At 71.7% G+C, this 18,747-nt stretch carries 11 protein-coding genes and 1 pseudogene; 3 read left to right on the top strand and 9 right to left on the bottom strand.

Features of this window, described 5'->3' with window-relative positions; genetic code table 11:
- Window positions 1-8 precede the first annotated feature (8 nt).
- The 3 genes from KO717_RS31550 to KO717_RS31540 form a co-directional block, all read right to left on the bottom strand.
- Window positions 9-2,153 carry an ATP-binding protein gene (locus tag KO717_RS31550; RefSeq protein ID WP_301372857.1) on the bottom strand — a complete coding sequence of 715 codons (2,145 nt, stop codon included), beginning with the start codon at window positions 2,151-2,153 and terminating at the stop codon, window positions 9-11.
- A complete protein-coding gene (locus KO717_RS31545) occupies window positions 2,150-2,839 on the bottom strand; it encodes a DUF4255 domain-containing protein (RefSeq protein WP_301372856.1) in 690 nt (229 codons plus the stop codon). Before KO717_RS31545 ends, KO717_RS31550 begins: the two co-directional genes overlap by 4 nt.
- A gap of 179 nt (window positions 2,840-3,018) precedes the next feature.
- Entirely contained in the window at window positions 3,019-3,657 is a 639-nt protein-coding gene (locus KO717_RS31540) for a helix-turn-helix transcriptional regulator (RefSeq protein ID WP_301372855.1), read from the bottom strand.
- 80 nt (window positions 3,658-3,737) lie between these two features.
- Here KO717_RS31540 and KO717_RS31535 point away from each other — a divergent pair, with 80 nt between their 5' ends.
- Both KO717_RS31535 and KO717_RS31530 read left to right on the top strand, forming a co-directional pair.
- On the top strand, window positions 3,738-6,794 hold the full coding sequence (locus KO717_RS31535; RefSeq protein ID WP_301372854.1) for a LuxR C-terminal-related transcriptional regulator: 3,057 nt from the start codon (window positions 3,738-3,740) through the stop codon (window positions 6,792-6,794).
- A gap of 173 nt (window positions 6,795-6,967) precedes the next feature.
- The gene (locus KO717_RS31530; RefSeq protein WP_301372853.1) at window positions 6,968-9,163 is read left to right on the top strand and encodes an eCIS core domain-containing protein; all 2,196 of its coding nucleotides are present in this window, start codon (window positions 6,968-6,970) and stop codon (window positions 9,161-9,163) included.
- A gap of 79 nt (window positions 9,164-9,242) precedes the next feature.
- Here the strand turns inward: KO717_RS31530 and KO717_RS31525 are convergent, their stop codons facing one another.
- The 4 genes from KO717_RS31525 to KO717_RS31510 all read right to left on the bottom strand — a co-directional run bounded on the left by KO717_RS31525 (window position 9,243) and on the right by KO717_RS31510 (window position 13,033).
- A complete protein-coding gene (locus KO717_RS31525) occupies window positions 9,243-10,013 on the bottom strand; it encodes an MBL fold metallo-hydrolase (RefSeq protein WP_301372852.1) in 771 nt (256 codons plus the stop codon).
- Between the two features lie 90 nt (window positions 10,014-10,103).
- Window positions 10,104-11,090 carry a helix-turn-helix domain-containing protein gene (locus KO717_RS31520; RefSeq protein WP_301372851.1) on the bottom strand — a complete coding sequence of 329 codons (987 nt, stop codon included), beginning with the start codon at window positions 11,088-11,090 and terminating at the stop codon, window positions 10,104-10,106.
- Window positions 11,091-11,574: 484 nt separating this feature from the next.
- Window positions 11,575-12,171: an NADPH-dependent F420 reductase gene (locus tag KO717_RS31515; protein ID WP_301372850.1), complete on the bottom strand. Its 597-nt coding sequence runs from the start codon at window positions 12,169-12,171 to the stop codon at window positions 11,575-11,577.
- Window positions 12,172-12,214: 43 nt separating this feature from the next.
- A complete protein-coding gene (locus tag KO717_RS31510) occupies window positions 12,215-13,033 on the bottom strand; it encodes an inositol monophosphatase family protein (RefSeq protein ID WP_301372849.1) in 819 nt (272 codons plus the stop codon).
- 138 nt (window positions 13,034-13,171) lie between these two features.
- Between KO717_RS31510 and KO717_RS37525 the strand changes: the two are divergent.
- A pseudogene (locus KO717_RS37525) lies at window positions 13,172-13,318 on the top strand (LysR family transcriptional regulator); the annotation flags it as partial.
- Window positions 13,319-13,351: 33 nt separating this feature from the next.
- Here KO717_RS37525 and KO717_RS31505 read toward each other — a convergent pair.
- Together KO717_RS31505 and fxsT are read right to left on the bottom strand one after the other, a co-directional pair.
- Entirely contained in the window at window positions 13,352-14,857 is a 1,506-nt protein-coding gene (locus tag KO717_RS31505; protein WP_301374875.1) for a GMC family oxidoreductase, read from the bottom strand.
- 931 nt (window positions 14,858-15,788) lie between these two features.
- Window positions 15,789-18,641: an FxSxx-COOH system tetratricopeptide repeat protein gene (gene fxsT / locus KO717_RS31500; RefSeq protein WP_301372848.1), complete on the bottom strand. Its 2,853-nt coding sequence runs from the start codon at window positions 18,639-18,641 to the stop codon at window positions 15,789-15,791.
- Window positions 18,642-18,747: the final 106 nt, after the last annotated feature.

Here is an 18,747-nt window from a genome sequence, read left to right as displayed (position 1 = left end):
AGGACGGTCTACCAGGAGGCGTCGTCCAGGACGAGCCGGCCCGCCTTGCGGTACTCGCGCCGGGCGCCGGCCAGGAGATCCGCCGTCGATACACCGTCGCCCCGGCCCGCCGCCGCGTACGCGGCCGTGACGACCGCGCTGCGGATCGAGCCGCCCGCCAGCTCGAAGTCCCGTGCGCAGAAGGCCGGATCGATGTCCTCGGCGCAGGGGACGTGGGCGAGGCTGTGCCGCCACAGCGCCAGACGCTGCTCCTCGTCCGGGAAGGGGAAGTCGACCACCAGGTCCAGCCGGCGGGTGAAGGCGTCGTCGATGTTGGAGCGCAGGTTGGTGGTCAGCAGGGCGATTCCGTCGAACGACTCCAGACGCTGCAGGAGGTAGGCGCTCTCCATGTTCGCGTGGCGGTCGTTGGAGCTGCTGACCTCGGAGCGCTTGCCGAAGACCGCGTCCGCCTCGTCGAAGAGCAGCACCGTGTCCGTACGGTCGGCCTCGGTGAAGATCCGCTCCAGGTTCTTCTCCGTCTCGCCGACGTACTTGTCCACGACGGACGGTAGCTGTACGACGTAGAGGTCCAGGCCCAGTTCCCCCGCGACGACTTCGGCGGAGAGCGTCTTCCCGGTCCCGGAGTCGCCCGCGAACAGCCCCACCACGCCCCGCCCGCGCCCGCCGCCCGTGCTCAGCCGCCAGTCGCCGAGCACCCGGTCGCGGTGTCGGGCCCGAAGGACCAGCTCCCGCAGCTGCGCCAGCGGGCCTTCGGGCAGGACCAGGTCGTTCCAGCCGACGTCAGGCCGGATGCGGCGGGCGTGCCTCTCGAGGCCCGACGCGGACTGCTGCCGCGCCGCGAACCGCAGGTGCGCGGCGGACAGTTCCGTACCGTCGAACGCAGCGAGGTCGCGCGCCGCGCGGGACGCGCGGTCGATCCCGACGGGCCCGAGCCGGTACGCGGCGACGACCGGCGCCAGGTCGAACGCCGGCTCCGGGGGGCCGAGCGCCGCCCGCCAGGCGTCGAGATCGCCGGCCCGCTGCCGCGGCGCGTCCAGCACGATCGGGTCACGTCCGCTGTCGCACCACTGCGGGTCGTACGGGCGCGGGTCCGCGAACAGGACCGGGACGTCCGCCACGGTGAGCGCCCGGATCAGTTCCCCGGGCTTCTCGGGCAGCGAGGTCACCACGATCGCGCGTCCCGTCAGCCGTGCCTCGCGCAGCAGTTCCCGGTACGGGAGGCGTTCCCCGGCCGGACGGTGCTCGGGCGCGTGCTCCTCGGGGCGGTGCTCCTCGGGGCGTCCTGCCGGCGCGAAGTGCAGGGCCGGGATGCCCGCCGCGCCCAGGGCGGCGGTGGCGCAGGCGAGGCCGTCGCCGTCGCGGTGCTCGCGCAGGTAGGCGGTGAGCGGGCGCGCCGCGAGGTGCCCGGCCAGTCTCCGGGTCAGCGGGTCGCCGTCGCCGCCGTCCGGCGTGCCGGTGGCCGCCGCGTTCTCCTCGTCCGCTGCACCGGGCCGGTACGAAAGCGGACGTACGGTGCCCTGCAGCGCCGGGTCCGGGGTGTCGTCACCGAGCAGATGTGCCACGACCCGGTCGGGAACGCGCAAGGAGCGGCTGAGGAAGGGGCGTTCGGGGTCGTCCACCTCGATCAGCCCGCGCGCGAGCAGCCGTGCGGCCGGATGGAACCGGGAGCGTCCGGCGGCGGAGTGCGTGGGCACCCCGCACAGGTCGAGCGCGAGCGCCACGGTCGCCCGGCGACGGGTCACGTCGTCATTGAGGTAGCCGTACAGCGCCTCGAAGGAGCGGTCCAGGTCGGGCGCCAGCGCGATCAGCAGGATCTGGGTGTCGAGGGGGCTGAGGCGCAGCCAGTGGGCGAGCCAGTGGAGGCGGTCGTCCTCGGACGGCCAGGTCTCGTCCGACTCCGCCGCGTCCTCGGTTTCCGGCTGCTCTGCCGCGCCGGGTTCGCCGGGCCCCTGCCACTCGTCCGGGCCGGACGGAGTCAGGCCTTCCGTTTCTGTCCGCCCGAACAGCAGGTGCTGTACCGCCTCCCCCGTCAGGTACATCCCGCGCATCGGGTCGGTGGCCGTCGGGTCCGTGGCGCTGCGGCGATCGACGAGGAGGGCCACCCGCGCGCGCAGTTGCGCGAGCCGTTCGAGCAGGGGGGAGGGGTCGTTCACTTCTGCTGCTCCTGAACCGATCCCGTCCTGCTGTTCCTCCGCACGAAGTCCTCCTTGGCGGCGGCCACGCTCTTCGCGCTGTGCTGGCGCGTGGGACCGTCGTCGGACCCGCCGTCCGTGCCCCGGACCCGGACGCCGAGCCCCTCCGTGACCGGCGGCCCGACGCGGTAGTCGGGGGATGCCAGGAAGGGTGCGGTGATCACCACGTCGAGCGAGGGCTTGAGTTCACCGCCCAGCGCGGACCAGATGTCCGCGAGCGAGCGCGCCTCGGTGTGCAGCCCCGCGACGGTCAACGGGACGGAGAGGCCGAGTTCGGCGAGGGTGCCCGTCAGGTCCTCCGGCGGCAGGATCTCCTTGGGCAGCAGCGTGTGCAGTACCGCGGAGAGCATCCGGTGCTCGTCCTGCGGACGCTTGGTCCAGGCCGTGACGAGGTACGAGAGCCGGAACCAGCGCGGCGGCTGGTGCTCCTTGACGGTGATCCCCTGCTCGTCGCGGAGCCCGATCCTGCCGCGCTGGCGCCGCTTGGTGTCCTCGCGGATGTCGTAGAGATACGCGTCGACGGTCGGCGCGTTGCGTCGGGCCGCCCAGTCGCGCGTCGGGGCGTCGAAGGCGACTTCGACTTCGGACCCCGCGAAGGAGCCGCGGATGAGCAGCCCTCTCAGGATGTCGTCCACCTCGTGAATCACGGTCGCGCTGCCCTTCGTCGTCGACGCCCGGGCATGGAGGAGCCCGGTCCATCGTGGCCGCCGGGGCGCCGGCCCGCGAGGCACCCGGGGGACGATCCGGGGGCAACTCCGCTGCCCCCGCGTCGCCCTGCTCCTGTCCTCGGGGACCTTGTACCGGCGCGGTGCCGGCGCGCGAGACGTCAGATGTAGCCTTCGCGCAAGGCGTAGGCCACGGCATGGGCCCGGTTACGGAGCTGCAGGCGGGTCGTCAGGCCGTGCATGACGTTCTTGACCGTGCGTTCGGAGTACGAGAGTTTGCCGGCGATCTCCGCGGTATCCAGCCCTTCGGCTACCAGTCGGAGCACATCGATCTCACGCGGTGCGAGGCCGGACACCGTGGCTCCCGACACGCTGGTCGTGCCGCGCTGCAGCGTACCGACCTGGGCCATCAGCCGTCCCAGCAGGTCCGACGGCAGGTCCCCGTCGCCCCGGGAGGCCGCGAGGACCGCTTGGAGAAGGCGGTGTCCGGTGGCCTCGCGCCGCCAGACGATCGCGCCGACCCCGTACTCGATCACCTGGAGCAGCTCCGCCTCGCGGATGAGGCTCGTGACGAGGACCGCCCTGATGCCGTCCGCGCGCGTCAGCCGCCTCAGCCGCGACATCGTGGGTTCGTCCAGCACGTCCGCGAGCAGGACCGCGACCGTGCCCGGCCGGCTCGCGCCCTCCTCGAAGAGCTCCACCTCGGAGTGGCGGCGCAGTTGGCTGACCGCTCCGTCCAGGGACAGCGGGTCCGACGCGTGAACCTCTACCGGAATTCTGTTCGAGTTTCGAAGAACCATGCCATACGTCCTCACGTCTCACTCATCAGAACAAAGCGTGCCTGCTACATCCTTCCTTCGCCGAGGGGACGACCACCACCGTGGCTTACCACGAGACCGACCACGAGATCGGCGTGACAGTGGGATCGATCCGGCCACGACGTCACCCACTCGATCCGGCCACACCGTCGATCCCTGGTCCCGGCTCCGCCGGGCTCCTGGAACGCGACGGCGCGCTGGAGCTGCTGGCGGCGGAGACCGATCGAGCTTTGAACGGATCGGGTCGACTGGTCCTGTTCCGCGCGCCCACCGGCACGGGCCGCAGCGCACTGCTGGAGGTCGCCGCCGAACAGGGCGCGAAGCTCGGCATGCAGGTCCTGCGGGCCCATGCCTCGGCCGACTGCCCCGGCGCCCCCCTCGCCCTGGTGCAGCGGCTTCTCGACGCGGAGCCCGACCCCGGCGACCTCCATGGTGCCCCGCAGACTCTGAAGCTCTCGAGCCACTCGTCCCGCCTGTGGCGATTATTGTGCGAGCACGCGGCCGCGTCCCCCCTGCTGATCACCGTGGATGACGTGCACCTCGCCGACCAGGCCTCCCGGAACTGGCTGACCGAGGCCGCCCGGCGGCTGACCGGAATGCCGGTCCTCATGGTGGTCACCGAACGAGGGCAGTACGACATCACCCCGCCCCGAGCGGGCCTCGCGTACTCCTTGCCCCCCGACACCGTGCGGATGCACGCGCTCACGCCGCTGAGCCGCTCCGCCGCCGCGGAACTGGTCCGCGGAGCCCTGGGCCCGGACACCAGCGACGCCTGGCTGGACGGCTGCGTACGGGCCGGCGCCGGCAATCCGCTGCTGCTGCGCTCGCTGCTCGACGACCTGAGGGCGGTCTTCCCGTACGGCGCGTGGGACAGCAGCGGCCCGGAGCCGCGGCTTCCCGAAAGGTGCGCCGAGCTGTACCCGGGGGCGTTCGTCGCGGCTGTCTCGTGGTGGCTGAAGAGCACGGGTCACGAAAGCACCCTGGTGGCCCGCGCGCTGGCAGAACTGGAGGGTTCGACTCCGGAACAGTGCGACGAGGGAGTGCAGGAGGACAGCGAACAGGGAGTCGGGGGACGCGGGTTCCCCGACGGGGCTGGAACGTCCGACCTCTGCCCGGGGGCCGCCGGCCACGGCGAGCCCGACCCGGGCCGCGGCTTCGTCGACTTCCTCGCCGAGCTCACCGGGGCCGATCCTGACCGCGTCGCGGGCTGGATCGCCGCGATGATCCGGCTCGGGCTGCTGCGCCGCGCCCCCGGCACCGGCGTCCCGCGCTTCGCGCATCCGCTGCTGCGCGGAGCCGTCCTCGACGGCTGGCCCCGCTCGCACCGGCAGTCTCTGCACCACCGCGCCGCCGAGCTGCGCCGACGCCGGGGCGACGGGGCCGAAGCAGTGGCCGGGCATCTGCTGCGCACCTCCCCCGCCGGCGCGGCCGGAGGGGCAGAGCCGCCCGGTGCGGCCGGAGGTGAGGCGCCCGTCGACAGAGCCCTCCTGGACGCGGCGGCCGAAGCGTCCAGGGCCGGCAGGACCGACGCCGCCGCGCTCTATCTGCGCCGCGCGCTGGACGAACCGCTGCCGCGCGAGCGACGGTCCGCGGTACTCACCGAACTCGGCGAACTGGAGTTCACCACCCAGCGGACGGGCGGGATACCCCGGCTCGCCGAAGCGCTGCGACTGCAGGAGCAGACCAGGGGGCGGGTGCTGGCCGCCGTCAACCTGGGCAACGCCCTGGCCAACCAGGGCAGGCCGCACGCCGCGCTCGACGTCCTGCGCGATCTGGGTCCGCTGGACGCGGAACCCGTCCTCGCCCGTACCGTCCAGACGGCATCGGCGTTCTTCTCCGACCACGATCCGGACATCCGCAGGGCCGTCCACACCCGGCTCCGCGAGCGCGCCGAGCAGTCCCCCGACTGGATCAGCCCGGCCCTGCGCGCTCTGCTGATCCGCTACAGGGCGGCGGCCGGAGCGCTGTCCGCGGCGTCGGCCGTGGAAGAGATCCGGCAACTGCTGGCCGCCCCGGAGGATCCCCTGCTGGTGCCGTACTTACTGGCCACGGCCGCCGCCGTGACTCAGTGGGCCGACGCCTCGGACGACGCCGAACGGCTCGTCAGGGCCGGGCTGACCGAGCACTGGCTGACGCCGCTGCACCCCGTCCACCGCTCCCTGCTCGACTCGCGGGCGGACACCGCCGCCGCACGCGGCCAGTACCAGTGGCTGCTGGAGGAGACCGCCGACAAGCTGCGGACACCGGCCGACGCGGCTCGTACCGGTGTGAGCAACCTCCTGGCCCATCGCGTCATCGCACTCGCCGAGCGCGGCCGCGCCGCCGAGGCCGAGCGACTCATCGCCGACATCGATGTCGAGGAAGCGAACGACAGTGGGGAGCTGAACCGGTTCCTCTATGCGCGCGGCGTTCTGCGTGCGTCCGTAGGCGATCCGGCGGGCGCACTCGCCGACTTCCGGGAGTGCGGCAGGCGCCAACTCGGCCGCGACGTGGAGAGCCTCGTCAACACACCGTGGCGCTCGGCCGCCGCCGAATGCCTTCTCCTCCTGGGGGAAACCCCCCAGGCGCTCGCGCTCGCCGAGGAAGACAGCCGGTACGCCGCCGCGTGGGGCACTCCCCGGGTCCGGGGCCGCGCGCTGCGCGTCCTGGGCGCGGCCACCGGCGGCCGACGTGGTCTCGAACTCACCGCCGAGGCCGTCGGCATCCTGCGCGGCACCTCGTTCGACATCGAGTTGATCCCCGCGCTCGTCACCCACGGCCTCCAGCTCACGGCCGCGGGGCAGCCCCGCCGGGCCCGCCCGTTGCTCAGGGAGGCCGCGGCGGCGGCCGAACGGCTCGGCGCGATCCGGCTGTCGGCCAGCGCGGAACGGGCCCTGCGCGTCAGCGGCTCCCGCCGCCGGAACACCTCGCTCACCGGCCCGGGTTCGCTGACCGCCGGTGAACGCCGGATCGCAGCACTGGCCGCCGACGGCCGTACGAACGCCGAGATCTCCGAGCTTCTGCACCTGGCGCTGCGTACCGTGGAAACCCATCTGACCAGCACGTACCGCAAGCTCGGCATACGGCGGCGGGTGGACCTGCGCGCCGTGCTGAGCAGCGATGCGGAAGGCCCCGTGTGAGCCGGGAGCGAGGGTCCCCGGGCCGAGGGGTCCGAGGGGCATCGAGCGCGGACCTTGCCCTTACGGCCCTCCCGTCCACCCGGACCCCCCACGACTCTGCCCTCGCGGACCTTTCGCTCCCGCCGCGGTGCGGGTGACCATTCCTGATCGGGCGTCGAGTGGCGAGGAGCACCGTGCGCGCATACAAGACACAGGCCGAGCAGTCCGGTGGCCGCAAGAGCGGCGGACGCACGGAGAGACCGCGTACGCTCGCGCAGCGCGTCCTGACGCTCCAGCGTTCGGTGGGAAACGCGAGCGTGAGCCGCGCCATCGAGGAAGAACAGCACGAGCACGGCACCGGCTGCGGTCACGACCGGCCGCCCGCCGAGCAGCCGCTCGCCGACCAGGCGCCCGCCCATCAGGCCTCCGCCGACCGGTCGTCCGTGGCCGACGCCGTTCGCTCCCCGGGACGCCCGCTGGACCCGCGGCTCCTGGCGAGGGCGGAGCAGGGCTACGGCATGTCCTTCCGACACGTGCGTGTCCACAGCGACCCGGTCGCACAGCGCTCGGCGATGGCGCTCGGCGCCCGCGCCTACACCACCGGCAGTGACATCGTCGTCGGCCCGCAGGGCACGGACGACGAGACGATGTTCCACGAACTCGACCACGTCCGACAGCAGTCCCTGGGCTCCGTCCCGGGGACCGACAACGGGGCGGGAGTGAAGCTCTCCCACCAGGACGACCCGTTCGAGCGCCACGCCACGGCGAACGGCAGACGCATGGCCCAGGGCGCCATGCCCGACCTGTCGGGCCCGGGATCCGGTGCCTCCGCACCGGCCTCCGCGCCCGTGCAGACCGGTGGTGGGATCTCGGTGGCCCGCGCGCGGTCCAGCGATGGCAGGAAGATGTATCCGAGCGACCGGGGCCAACTGTTCGAGATCGCGACCGCACGGGGTTCGGTCATGGGCCGGTACCTCAGGGCCTCGTCGGACGGCGTGATGCACATCTTCGATACCACCGAGCAGGGGCGCATATCGGTGTACCCCGACCAGATCGTCGGCATCCGGCCCACGGTGGGCAACCTGCACCCGCCGGGCCAGGTCCGCCCGCCCGAGGAAAACCTGCACGACCGCAGCCAGCTCCTCATGTCCGAGGCCGACCTGTCAGGGGTGCGGGCGCGGCTGCGCAAGAACCCGCGCGAGGCGGCCAGGACCGCCGTGACCACGTTCGAGGAGCAGCCCGACTACCAGCAGTACGCGGCCAACCGCGAGGATCTGCGGCGCCTGAACGTCCCCGTCATCAACGGTGTCGACATGAGAGCGCCCAAGGCCGCCGATCTCGTCCGCAAGCTCGCCCCCAACGCCAACGTGCACGTCCAGATGCCGCGCACGGGACGAGAGGCGGGCTACTCCACCCAAAAGCTCGTCAGAGACTCCATCAAGCTCCCCTTGGAAGCCGATAGGCGCGATGTGACCGTGAGCGAGACCATGCCCCATCCGTCCATGTACGGGAAGGAGTCGACGCACAACAGCTTCTACGGAGTGTTGAACGGAAAGGCCGTGCCGGACGGCATGACGTACGCGGGCGGCGTCTCCGACGAGGACGCGGACCTGGAGGATTACGGCTACGGTCACCGGCAGACCACGAAGGACAAGGGGGCCGACGTGGCCGCCCGCCGGAAGACCTACCGGTTCAAGGCGGCCTCGCGCAGCAAGAGCCCCGAGGAGGAGGACGGCCCCTCCTCGTACCGCAGCAGGAGCAAGAGCAGGAGCCGCGTCAGCGAGACTCCCGCCCCCGCTCCCGCCCGCCGGCGCAGGTCGAGCCGCCCACCGCTGAGCAGGTCGGGCCGCCCTCCCGCCGCAGCCCCCGTCAACTACGCCGCGCCGGAGTACGAGGACGACCATCCCGTCAGCAGTCAGATCCCCAGCCGCAGCCAGTCGCGCCACCGCGGCGGCGGCCACCACTACGCCGTCGACTCCGGGGACGAGGGGGCGCGCTCCGGCCGGAGGAGTCGCCGCGGCTCGGTCAGCATCGAAGGCGCCTACGCGTACGGAGGCGGCCCCTCCGAACCCGCACCGGCGCCCGAACAGGAACGGGAACGGGAACGGGAGCGCGGGCGCCACCGGACGTCGAGCCGGGCACCGGACAGCCGCAGGTCGAGCAGTCGCGCCGTCGACACGAGGAACGCCTTCTTCGGTGCCCCCGCCGACCCCGCGCCGCGGCGGGAGCGCAGCCGCAGCCGCCGCCCCTCGTCCGGCCAGATGGCCTTCTTCACGGACAGCGGTCGCCCCACCGTCGTTCCCACCAGCTACGCGGAATCCGACGTCGAGGAAGACCTCTACGCCCCTCCGCCGAAGCGCAGCCGCAGCCGCAGCCGCCGGCCCAGATAGGGGGAGAAGCCACGACTGGCCGAGCCGGAGCCCGCTTCGAACGCGGCCACCTCATCGAACGGCCCCAGGGCGTTCCGGGCTAGCCGATCGAGAAGGTGACGCCGGGTGCGGCATGGTCGATGGGGCCGTTGAACCGGGCCGAGGCGCGTGCCACCGCCTCTTGCGGAGTGAGGAAACGGCCGACGTGGGTGACGATCAACCGGCCTGTCCGGGCCGCACCGGCCGTGTCGCCGGTGTCTTCGGGGGTGTGGTGCACCTGGTCGCCCTCGGCCGGCGCCCGGGTACTCTCGGCCTCGCACAGCAGCACATCGCACCCGTGGGCCAACTGCGTGAGGTTCGCGCACGGTGCTGTGTCCCCGGAGTAGACCAGCGATCGGCCCTCGGCCTCGATGCGCACCGCGAAGGCCGGGATGCCGTGCTCCACCGCACGGCTGGTCAAAGTGAGGGCGCCGACGCGCGCTTGGTGCCCGTCGTACAGCTCATGGACGGCAAAGGCGGACTCGACCGGGCTGCGCGTCGAGCTGTTGGTCAGGAAGTGGGCCAGCCGGTCCGCGATGCCCGGCGGCCCGTACAGGGGGATGGGCGCGGCAAGCTGAATGTCCGCGAAGAGCGCCGCATAGTAGGCGGTGAGCAGGTCCGCGCAGTGATCGGCATGCAGGTGCGAGATCCAGATCGCGTCCACCTCATCAAGGCGCACATGCCGCTGCAGCTGCGCCAACGTCCCGCTGCCGGCATCCACCCAGAGCCGGGTCTCGCCGCTGGACACCAGATAGCCGGAGCACGGGTTGTCCACGCTCGCATAGGGCGTCGCAGACCCCAGGACGGTGAGGCACAGAGGTTCGCGGGTCATTCGGCGAGCGTATATCTCGTGATCCACAGGATCTGACGACTTCTCGCGTGGTGCCTTCGTCCAGGCATCCGCTGAACTGCGGCCATACCTCTACGCGCCTTCGACCGACCCGGGGCCCGGCGGGGGCCGGTTCGGTGAGCGCGAGGCTGCTCCGGCCGAGCGGGCGTACTCGGTGGGGGTCTGACCGTAGTGCTTCTTGAAGGCTCGGGTGAAGTGACTGCCGTCCGCGAACTGCCAGTGTGCGGCGAGTTCCGAAATGCTCAGGCGCCCTGACGGCGCGGCAAGGGCGAGCCGGGCCTCATGCAGTCGCCGGTGGCGGACGTAGGTGGTCACCTGCTCACCCACCGCGGCGAATGCCCGGTGCAGCGTACGGACGGAGACGTTGAGTTCACGTGCAAGCATGGCCGGAGAAAGTTCGGGATCGGCGAGCCGACGGTCCGCAAGGTCCTTGGCCGCCTGGGTGAGCGCGGGAGCCAACCGGGGTTCCACGTCGTCGAACCGGCCCTTTGCCACCGCCTTGGTCAGCTCGATCAGGGTTCCTTGGGCAGCTTCCAAGCCGGCCGGGCCGAGGTCGGCCACGGTTGTGTGAATCATGTCGGTAAGGGCCGTCAGCAAGCGCATCTCGGCCGAGTCCGCCGGCCCGGTGATGACCCGGGTCCCGAGCAGGGGTTTGAGCTCGCCGGGGGGCAGGACGAGGAACTTCGCCGTGAGGTGGGCCGTCGTCTCGAAGGCCGTCAGGCGTCCGAGGTGCCGGACGAGGAACTGCCCGGCCGACACGGTCTGGTCGCCGTATCCGGGCGGGCCGCCCAGAGTCCATGCACCGCGCCGCACGACGTACATGGCAACCAGATCCTGATCGCCGCCCGGGACGTCCGCGGTCCGGGTTGCCGACGCGGCGTGAAGATCGGCGATCGCCGCTCCGTGCACCTTGGCCACGTTGCCCTTGACCCGGAAGTCACCGATCGTGTCGGGGCTGAAGGCCGGCAGTTGGAAGACATCGTCGCCGACCTGCGTCTCCCACCCGCGCCGGAAAACGTCGAGTCCCTGCGGTGCGGAGCCCGGGGCGGTCGAGTCCACTGCGAACACCCCGCGCGCGCCGTCGACCTCCGCTCCAGTACCGTGCATCCCTCTCCGATCCTCGTATTCATGGCTTCAACGTCATCCTGTGGTGATCGTGTTCCGCAGGAGGCCGCCATGGCTCATGTGGACACCGTGCCAATCTTCCTATAGAGGGCTCGCATTGCAGCGGTCGAGAGGCACTGCGGTGGTCGGTTCGCCCAGTTCGGCAACGAACGCGAGCGCGACCCCTGACGTTCAGGCTTCTCGCAGCCTGATCGTCAGGGGTCGCGCTCGCAGTTTCGCCGTAGCCAACGGTTGCTGACTGGCGTGCAGTTGGCCGTGGGGGCCGATGGTGTCGGCCCCCACCCAGGCAGGTGCTGTCTCGGAAGACACCGAGTTCGTGGTGCACAGACCCGGTGTCGACGGAACAGACCGTGAATGGGGCGACGGCCTCGTCGTACCAAGTGGCTGTCGCAGTCCTGCAGCTTGCGCGGCTCGGCAGTCAGCGGGCGATCGAGATCGCGAAGGGGGTGAATCCGCTGGACCGGATGACGTGCGGGACGAACAGTATCGCGGCCTCCGTGGCTCGGGCGGTCCGGATCCCGCCGAGATCGGTGATCCATTCCTTCTGCCAGCCGAGGTCGACGAGCAGTTCACGGACGGTCTGCTTGGCCTGCGGGTCCTCGCCGGAGAGGAAGGCGGTCGGTGCCTGGGTGAGCGTGGCCGGCGCGGTCATCACCGGGAAGAGCATGGTGTTGAGTGTCTTGACGACCTGCGTTTCGGGGAGTGCTTCCTGGAGCCGTTCGGCGAGGCTCGACCCGGGGTAGATGAGGTCGGCGGGCAATCCGTCCGGGCCGTCGGCGGTGGCGTTGGAGACGTCGATAAGGATCTTGCCGTGCAGCTCTTCGCGCAGGGCGGCGAGACGTTCCAGGGAGCCGGCGCCCGGGGTGGCGTTGATGACGATCCGGGCCGTCCGGGCAGCGTCGGCGGCGGCCCCTGGCGCGCGGTCCGCGACGGTCACCTCGTGCCCGGCCCGGGTGAGGGCTGTGGCCAGGTTGCCGCCGACGCGGCCGTTTCCGAGAACTGCGATCGTGGTCATGGTGATGTGGTCCTTGCGTGGGTGCGGGGTGCGGGGTGCGGGGTCAGCGTGAGAGCGTGGCGACGGCCTCGGCGTGGACGCCGGGCGCGGCGGCCAGGAAGCTCTCGCTCTGCGGGGTCCAGGGGCGGCCCTCGGCGTCGGAGATCCGTCCGCCAGCCTCGGTGACGAGCAGCGCTCCGGGCAGCAGGTCCGCTCGGGCACCGGCGAACTGCCAGAAGGCGTCGATCCGGCCGGCGGCCACGTTCGTCAGGTGCAGGGTCGCGGGTACGGCGGTGCGGACGACGAGCGCGTCGAAGAGCATCGCGGTGATCGAGGAGCCGACGCGCCGTACGACCTTCTCGTCCTCGTCCGGCCGGGCCTGGCTGGTGGCCACGATGCTCAGGCCGAGGTCCGCGGTCGGGGAGACGCGCAGCGGCCGGCCATCGACGTGGGCGCCCGCGCCGGTGAGCGCGGTGTAGGTCTCGCCGGTCAGCGGCAGGTGGACCACGGTGAGCACCGGCTGGTTGTCGCGTACGAGGGTGGCGGTCACCGCCCACTCGGGCAGGGCGTGCAGGTGGTTGACGTTGCCTTCGGCCGGGTCCACGACCCACCACTCGCCGGGCGGCAGTGCCCCGCCGTCCAGCTCGTCCTCCACCCAACTGGCCTCCGGGCGCAGGCTCGTGAGACGGGGGCGCAGAATGTCGAGGGCTGTGCTGTCGTTGACGGCGAGCGCACGCATCAGCTCTTCGCGGGTCTCGTAGCGGACCACGTCGCCGAAGCGCTCGCGCAGCGCCGCACCGGCGGCGCGCACGGCGGTCGCGGTGCGGTCGAGCAGGTCGGCGTCGGAGGTGACGACGTCAGTGGCCTGAAGCGTTTCGGACATGGCGGTGCTCCTGTCTGAGAAGGGGTGATGAGGCCGGTCGGGGCCGAACTGCGCGTTGCTTCCCGCGCTTTCGTCTCGAAGGTATAGAGCCCCATCATTAACTTCAAATGCATGTGAAGAACGGCAAGGATTACTCGCATGCAATTGGATGTGAACCTCCCCGCCGCGCTCGACGCGCTGCTGGAGGAGGCCGGTGTGGCCGGGGGCGGCCGCGCGCTTGCACGTCACGGCCCTCGTGATGGGCCGGAGTCCGGGGGCATTCGGCGCACGACGGGGGATGAAGTGCGTCGTGGAAGCGCCGTGGGCGCGGAAGAAGGCTCAGCCGAGCAGTTCGGCAGCCCGTTCGGCGATGGCGTAGACGGTCGCGTTGGTGTTGGCCGAGGGGATGGACGGCATCACCGAGGCATCGGCGACCCGCAGTCCGGCGATCCCATGTACGCGAAGGTTTGCAGGGTCGACGACGGCATCGGCGTCGGTTCCCATGCGGCAGGTGCCGGTGAAGTGGAAGTAGGGGCCGGTAGCCTTGCGGATGAAGTCATCCACGGATTCGCCGCTCGTCCCGGAGCCCGGCACCGCTTCCTGCTTGCGCCAGTCGGCGAACGCGTCGGCCTCCCCGATGCGGCGCGCCACTGCCAGGCCCCTGCGCATGACCTCCAGGTCACGGTCGTCGCTCAGGTAGCCGGGGTCGACGACGGGAGCGCTGGCGGGATGGGCGTCCGCCAGGCGCACGGTGCCGCTGCTGTGCGGAGCCATCGCGGAGAAAGCGATGGAGTAGCCGTTGGCCGGCGGGTGGCCCCATGCCGACGGGAGCGGTGCGGCGACGACGTAGACCTGAAGGTCCGGCCGGGCCGCGGCGGGGTCGCTGTACAGCAGGCCCATCATCTCGGCCGGCGGGTTGGCAGGAACGAACGGTACGGGCCGGCTGGCCTCGTACACCACGGCGGCCATCGGATGGTCCTGCAGATGGGATCCCACTCCCGGCAGGTCGGCGACGACGCCGATGCCGTGTTCGCCAAGGTGTCGTGCCGGGCCGATCCCCGACAGCATGAGGAGGTGCGCGGAACCGATGGCCCCCGCGGTCAATACGACCTCGGCGCTCTCGACGGACAGGTGCTGGCCACCCACGGTGTACTCGACGCCGGTGCAGCGGCCCGCGGTGATGCGCAGCCGCTGCACGGTCGCGTCCGTGACGACGTCCAGGTCCGGCCGGTCGAGGAACGGACGGATGTAGGCGTCGGCCGCGCTCTGGCGGGCGCCGCCGGGCAGATTCATGTCGCTCCACCCGAACCCGGTCTCCAGCCCGCCGCCGATGTCATCGGCGCGTGTGAACCCAGCCTGCACCGCGGCCTCGACGCCCGCCGTGGCCAGGGGATGGGGTTCCGGAACCGGGGCGACCACGACCGGCCCGTCCGTGCCCCGCACGGAGGCATCACGGCTGCGAGTGCTCTCGCTGCGGCGGAAACAGGGCAGCAGATCGTCGAAACCCCAGCCCGGAGCACCGAGTCCGGGCCATTCGTCGTAACCGGAGCGGTGCCCCCGCAGGTGGTAGAGGCCGTTGATGCTCGACGATCCGCCGAGCGCCTTACCGCGCAGCACGTCGGCGGACCTGCCTGTACCGGCCTGCACGGTCGAGGCGCCCAGCCAGAGGGATGACGGCTCGAACCCCAGGAACCCCCAAGGAGATGCCATCGCCTCGGTCGCGTCCCGGGCTCCCGCCTCCAGCAACAGCACCCGCACACCGGGGCGTTCCGAAAGCCGGGAGGCAATCACGCACCCCGCTGTCCCCGCTCCCACAACGACATAGTCATAAGGACTCTGGCCCATCTTGTCTCCGCTTCCCACGGCAGCACTGTCCGACCACCGGGTTTCAGGAAAGCTCCTCGACGATCAAAGAGCTGGATGCTTGCATGTGCTGAAGGGCCGAAAAGTTGGAATGCTTCTCTTCAGGTCGGTCCTGTGCCTCGCTCGGCCGCCTTCGAACCCGGCGCGCAGAAGAACAGCCCGGGTTTCCCTTCTGCCGTCGAATCTTAGGAATACCGACACGGCACGTACCTGAACCTCCGCGCCGTTCGTTCGGAACCTCAGCGCCATACGAGTGGCGAGACAGTCGGCTTCACACAGCGTCGCCCGCGGAACTGCCGGGGGCGTCGCCGCCGGCCGTGATGCCACCCCGTTCGGCCGTTGCACTGTCGGCGGGGGCAGGCTCTGGTGTCGATGCCTGGGGCGTGCGGGTCTCGGACACCGCGGATCGGTCCCGGAGTGTGCTGCCGATGATGTCGCCGCCGGCGCTGACGCTGCCCCACGTGGCCTGGGCCCTCCGCACTCCACTGCTGCTGATGCTGCCGCTGGAGGCGACACTGCCTCTCGTGGCCTGGGCGATCCGCACTCCGCTGATGCCCGCGGCCTGTGACCGCCGCGCGTTGGCGCCGGGGCCGCTTTCGCTGCTCCTGACCAGGACGAGGACGGAGGCAACAAGTCCGGCGCCGGACAGGACGGCCCCCGCGATCACGGCTGCCTGCACGCCTGTGTCCATCGCCACCACCAGCAAGAGCGTGATCAGTCCGACCGTCGTGACTCCCGCTGTGGCCGCCGCGGCCCCCGCCCGTGCCCTGGATACACCCGCCACCCCGACCACCCTCCCCACGTGCTGCTGCGGCCCGGTCCGCTTCCGGCCGCACCCCGGTCATTCCCCGATTTCGACAGTAGTACCGATGCGGTGCGGGCGGAGGGGACACGGAAGTCTTGGCAGGGACCGTCAACGGCGTGGTCGCCACCGGATGCGGTCGGCAGCCCGGGAGCCTCGGGCACGGCGTTCGGCTCCGGCCAGGTTGTTGCGGCTGATCAGGGTGTCGGGGTGATCGGGCCCGAGCACGCGCTCGCTGGCGGCGAGGTTCCGGGCGTGGAGATCGGCGGCTTCCCGGTGGCGGCCCAGGTCGTTGAGGGCGGCGGCGAGGTTGTTGCGGCTGATGAGGCTGTCGGGGTGGTCGGGTCCCAGGACGCGTTCGCGGGCTGCGAGATTCGCGGCGTGGAGGTCGGCCGCTTGTGGGCGGCGGCCCAGGTGGTCGAGCGAGACGGCGAGGTTGTTGCGGCTGGTGAGGGTGTCGGGGTGATCGGGCCCGAGGACCCGCTCGCTGACCGTGACGTTCCGGGCGTGGTGGTCGGCGGCTTCCTGGTGACGGCCCAGATTACCGAGAGCCGTGGCGAGGTTGTTGCGGCTGGTGAGGGTGTCGGGGTGATCGGTCCCGACGACGCGCTCGCTGGCGGCGAGGTTCTGGGCGTGGAGGTCGGCGGCCTCCTGGTGGCGGCCCAGGTCGTCCACGGCGGCGGCGAGGTTGTTGCGGCTGATCAGGGTGTCGGGGTGATCGGGCCCGAGGACACGCTCGCGGGCGACGACCGTCGCGGCGTGGAGGTCGGCGGCCTCCTGGTAGCGGCCCAGGTGACCGAAGGAAATCGCCAGGTTGTTGCGGCTGATGAGGACTTCGGGGTGGTCGGGTCCGAGGATGCCCTCAAGAGCCGCGAGGTTCCGGGTGTGGAGGTCGAAGGCCTCCTGATGGCGCCCCAGGTCGTCGAGGGTGTACGCGAGGTTGGTGCGGCTGGTGAGCGTGTGAGGGTGGTCAGGCCCGAGGACGCGCTCGCGGGCGGCGAGGGTCGCGGTGTGGAGGTCGGCGGCCTCCTGGCGGCGCCCCAGGTTCCGCAGGGTGTAGGCGAGGTTGTTGCGGCTGGTGAGCGTATGGGGATGGTCGGACCCGAGGGCGCGTTCGAGGGCGGCGAGATTCCGGGTATGGAGGTCGGCGGCTTCCTGCGTGCGCCCCAGGTCGTTGAGTGCCACGCCGAGGTTGTTGTGGCTGACGAGGGTGTCGGGGTGGTCGGGCCCGAGCACGCGCTCGCGGGTGGCGATGTTCCGGGCGTGGAGGTCGGCGGCCTCCTGGTGGCGGCCCAGGGCCTGCAGTGCCTGTGCGAGCGTGTTGCGGCTGTTGAGCGTGTCGGAGTGCTCTGCCCCGTGACGGCGTGCGCAGATCTCCAGGACCACCTCGCAGAGCATGACCGTGTCCGCCGGGCGGCCTGCCTCGGACTGGATTTCCGCAAGTTGGTCCAGCGCCAGTACCACCCCCTGGTCGTCACCGAGCAACGCGGCGACGACCAGGGCGTGGGGGACCAGGAGGGCGCCCAGCGGCCACCCACCCGGCCCTGCGGCCCGGACCGCATCCACGGACCGTCCCAGCTGACGTGCGAGTCCTCGGTGCCACGGGGTGGCATCGGAGGTCGTGGAGAGCAGGGTGTGGGCGGTGATTTCGCGGACCAGCGGGTGCAGGACGACCTGCCCCGGCTCTCCGGCGCCGTTCGGAGTCTGGAGCAGGCCGTACGCGTGGAGGCCGTTGACGGCGGCTTCGACACGGACGGGGTCGGTTCGCAGTCCGGTGGCCACACGGAGGAGGTCGGGGGTGAGGAAGGCCAGCGGTACGGGGGCCGGGGCGAGAAGCGACAGCAGGCGCAGGACGGGACGGGCGAGGGCGTTGCCGTCGCGTGCGAGCTGGTCGAGGGAGAGGTCCCAGGTGTACCGCACGACCGACCGGGCCACCACCGGGTCGGAGGCGCGGGAGTGCTCGGCGGCAAGGAGGGTGCCGAGTTCGGTGTCGAGGGCGGTGGTGTAGGTGCGGAATGCGCGGTAACGGCTCCCTGCGGCGGCCAGGTACCGGCCGGCGGCCTGGAGGGCCAGCGGCAGTCCGCCGAGGCGTGCGGCGAGACGGGCCGCGTCCTCGCGGCTGCCGGCGTCCGGGGCGAGATCGAGCAGGACGCTTGCACCCGGTTCGTCGTCGAGTGCGTCCAGGCAGGTCAGCACGGCGTCGGGGCCCCAGGTATCGGTGCGGGTGTCACGGCTGGTGACCAGCAGCAGCCCGCCGCCGGCAGGGCGTACCCAGCCGCGGTAGTCCGCCGGCGGTCCCGACCGGTCTGGCCCGAGGGCCTCCGGATCGTCGAGGTTGTCCAGGACCAGCAGCCACTTCCCCCGTGCAGCCAGCTGCTTCCACACCAGGTCCGTCAGCGGGGCCCGCCGGGCGCGAGCGGCCTCCACGGTCTCCTCGGGCATGCCGCAGGCCACGGCGACGCGGAGCATGTCCTCGGCGAACTGCTCGGGCCCGAACCACGTCACCCAGAACACGGCATGCCCCTCGCCCGCAGCGTGCTCGGCAACGGCAGCCGCCAGGGTCGTCTTCCCGATCCCGCCGGTCCCGCACACGACGGCGAAACGGCCCCCCGGCCGGTGCAGCAGCCGTGCCAGGGCGCCGAGTTCCGCGACGCGCCCGTGGACGGCGGAACGCAGCCGGGGCGCGGCGAGGGATCCGGTAGCGGCTGCGGCGACGACCCGGTCCACCGGCACCAGCCGCGCCGTCCCGCCCGGCCCCCCGCCGGCATCGAGGCGCCGGGACCACAGCTGCAGGCCGACCGAGACCGCTACCAGGACGGCGAACACCCCCCATATCAGCCGCTGGTCTTCCGCCCACCCCGGGACCTCACCGGTCACGTAGTTCGTGACCACCGCCAGCCCGCAGAACGCCAGTGCCCCGGCCGCCGACACCCACGCGCCTGCCCTCGCGTTGCCTCGTCGCACCGATCCTCCTGTCCCCCTTGCCGGTTCCGGCCGACTCAGCCTACGGACCGGAGGGGTTCGCCGACGGGCGAGTGCGCAAGGCGCTCGCCGGCCGACGGGTCCACCT

Source organism: Streptomyces xanthophaeus (assembly GCF_030440515.1).
Taxonomy (GTDB): domain Bacteria; phylum Actinomycetota; class Actinomycetes; order Streptomycetales; family Streptomycetaceae; genus Streptomyces; species Streptomyces kutzneri.
This window is presented reverse-complemented; position numbering and strand designations above follow the sequence as displayed.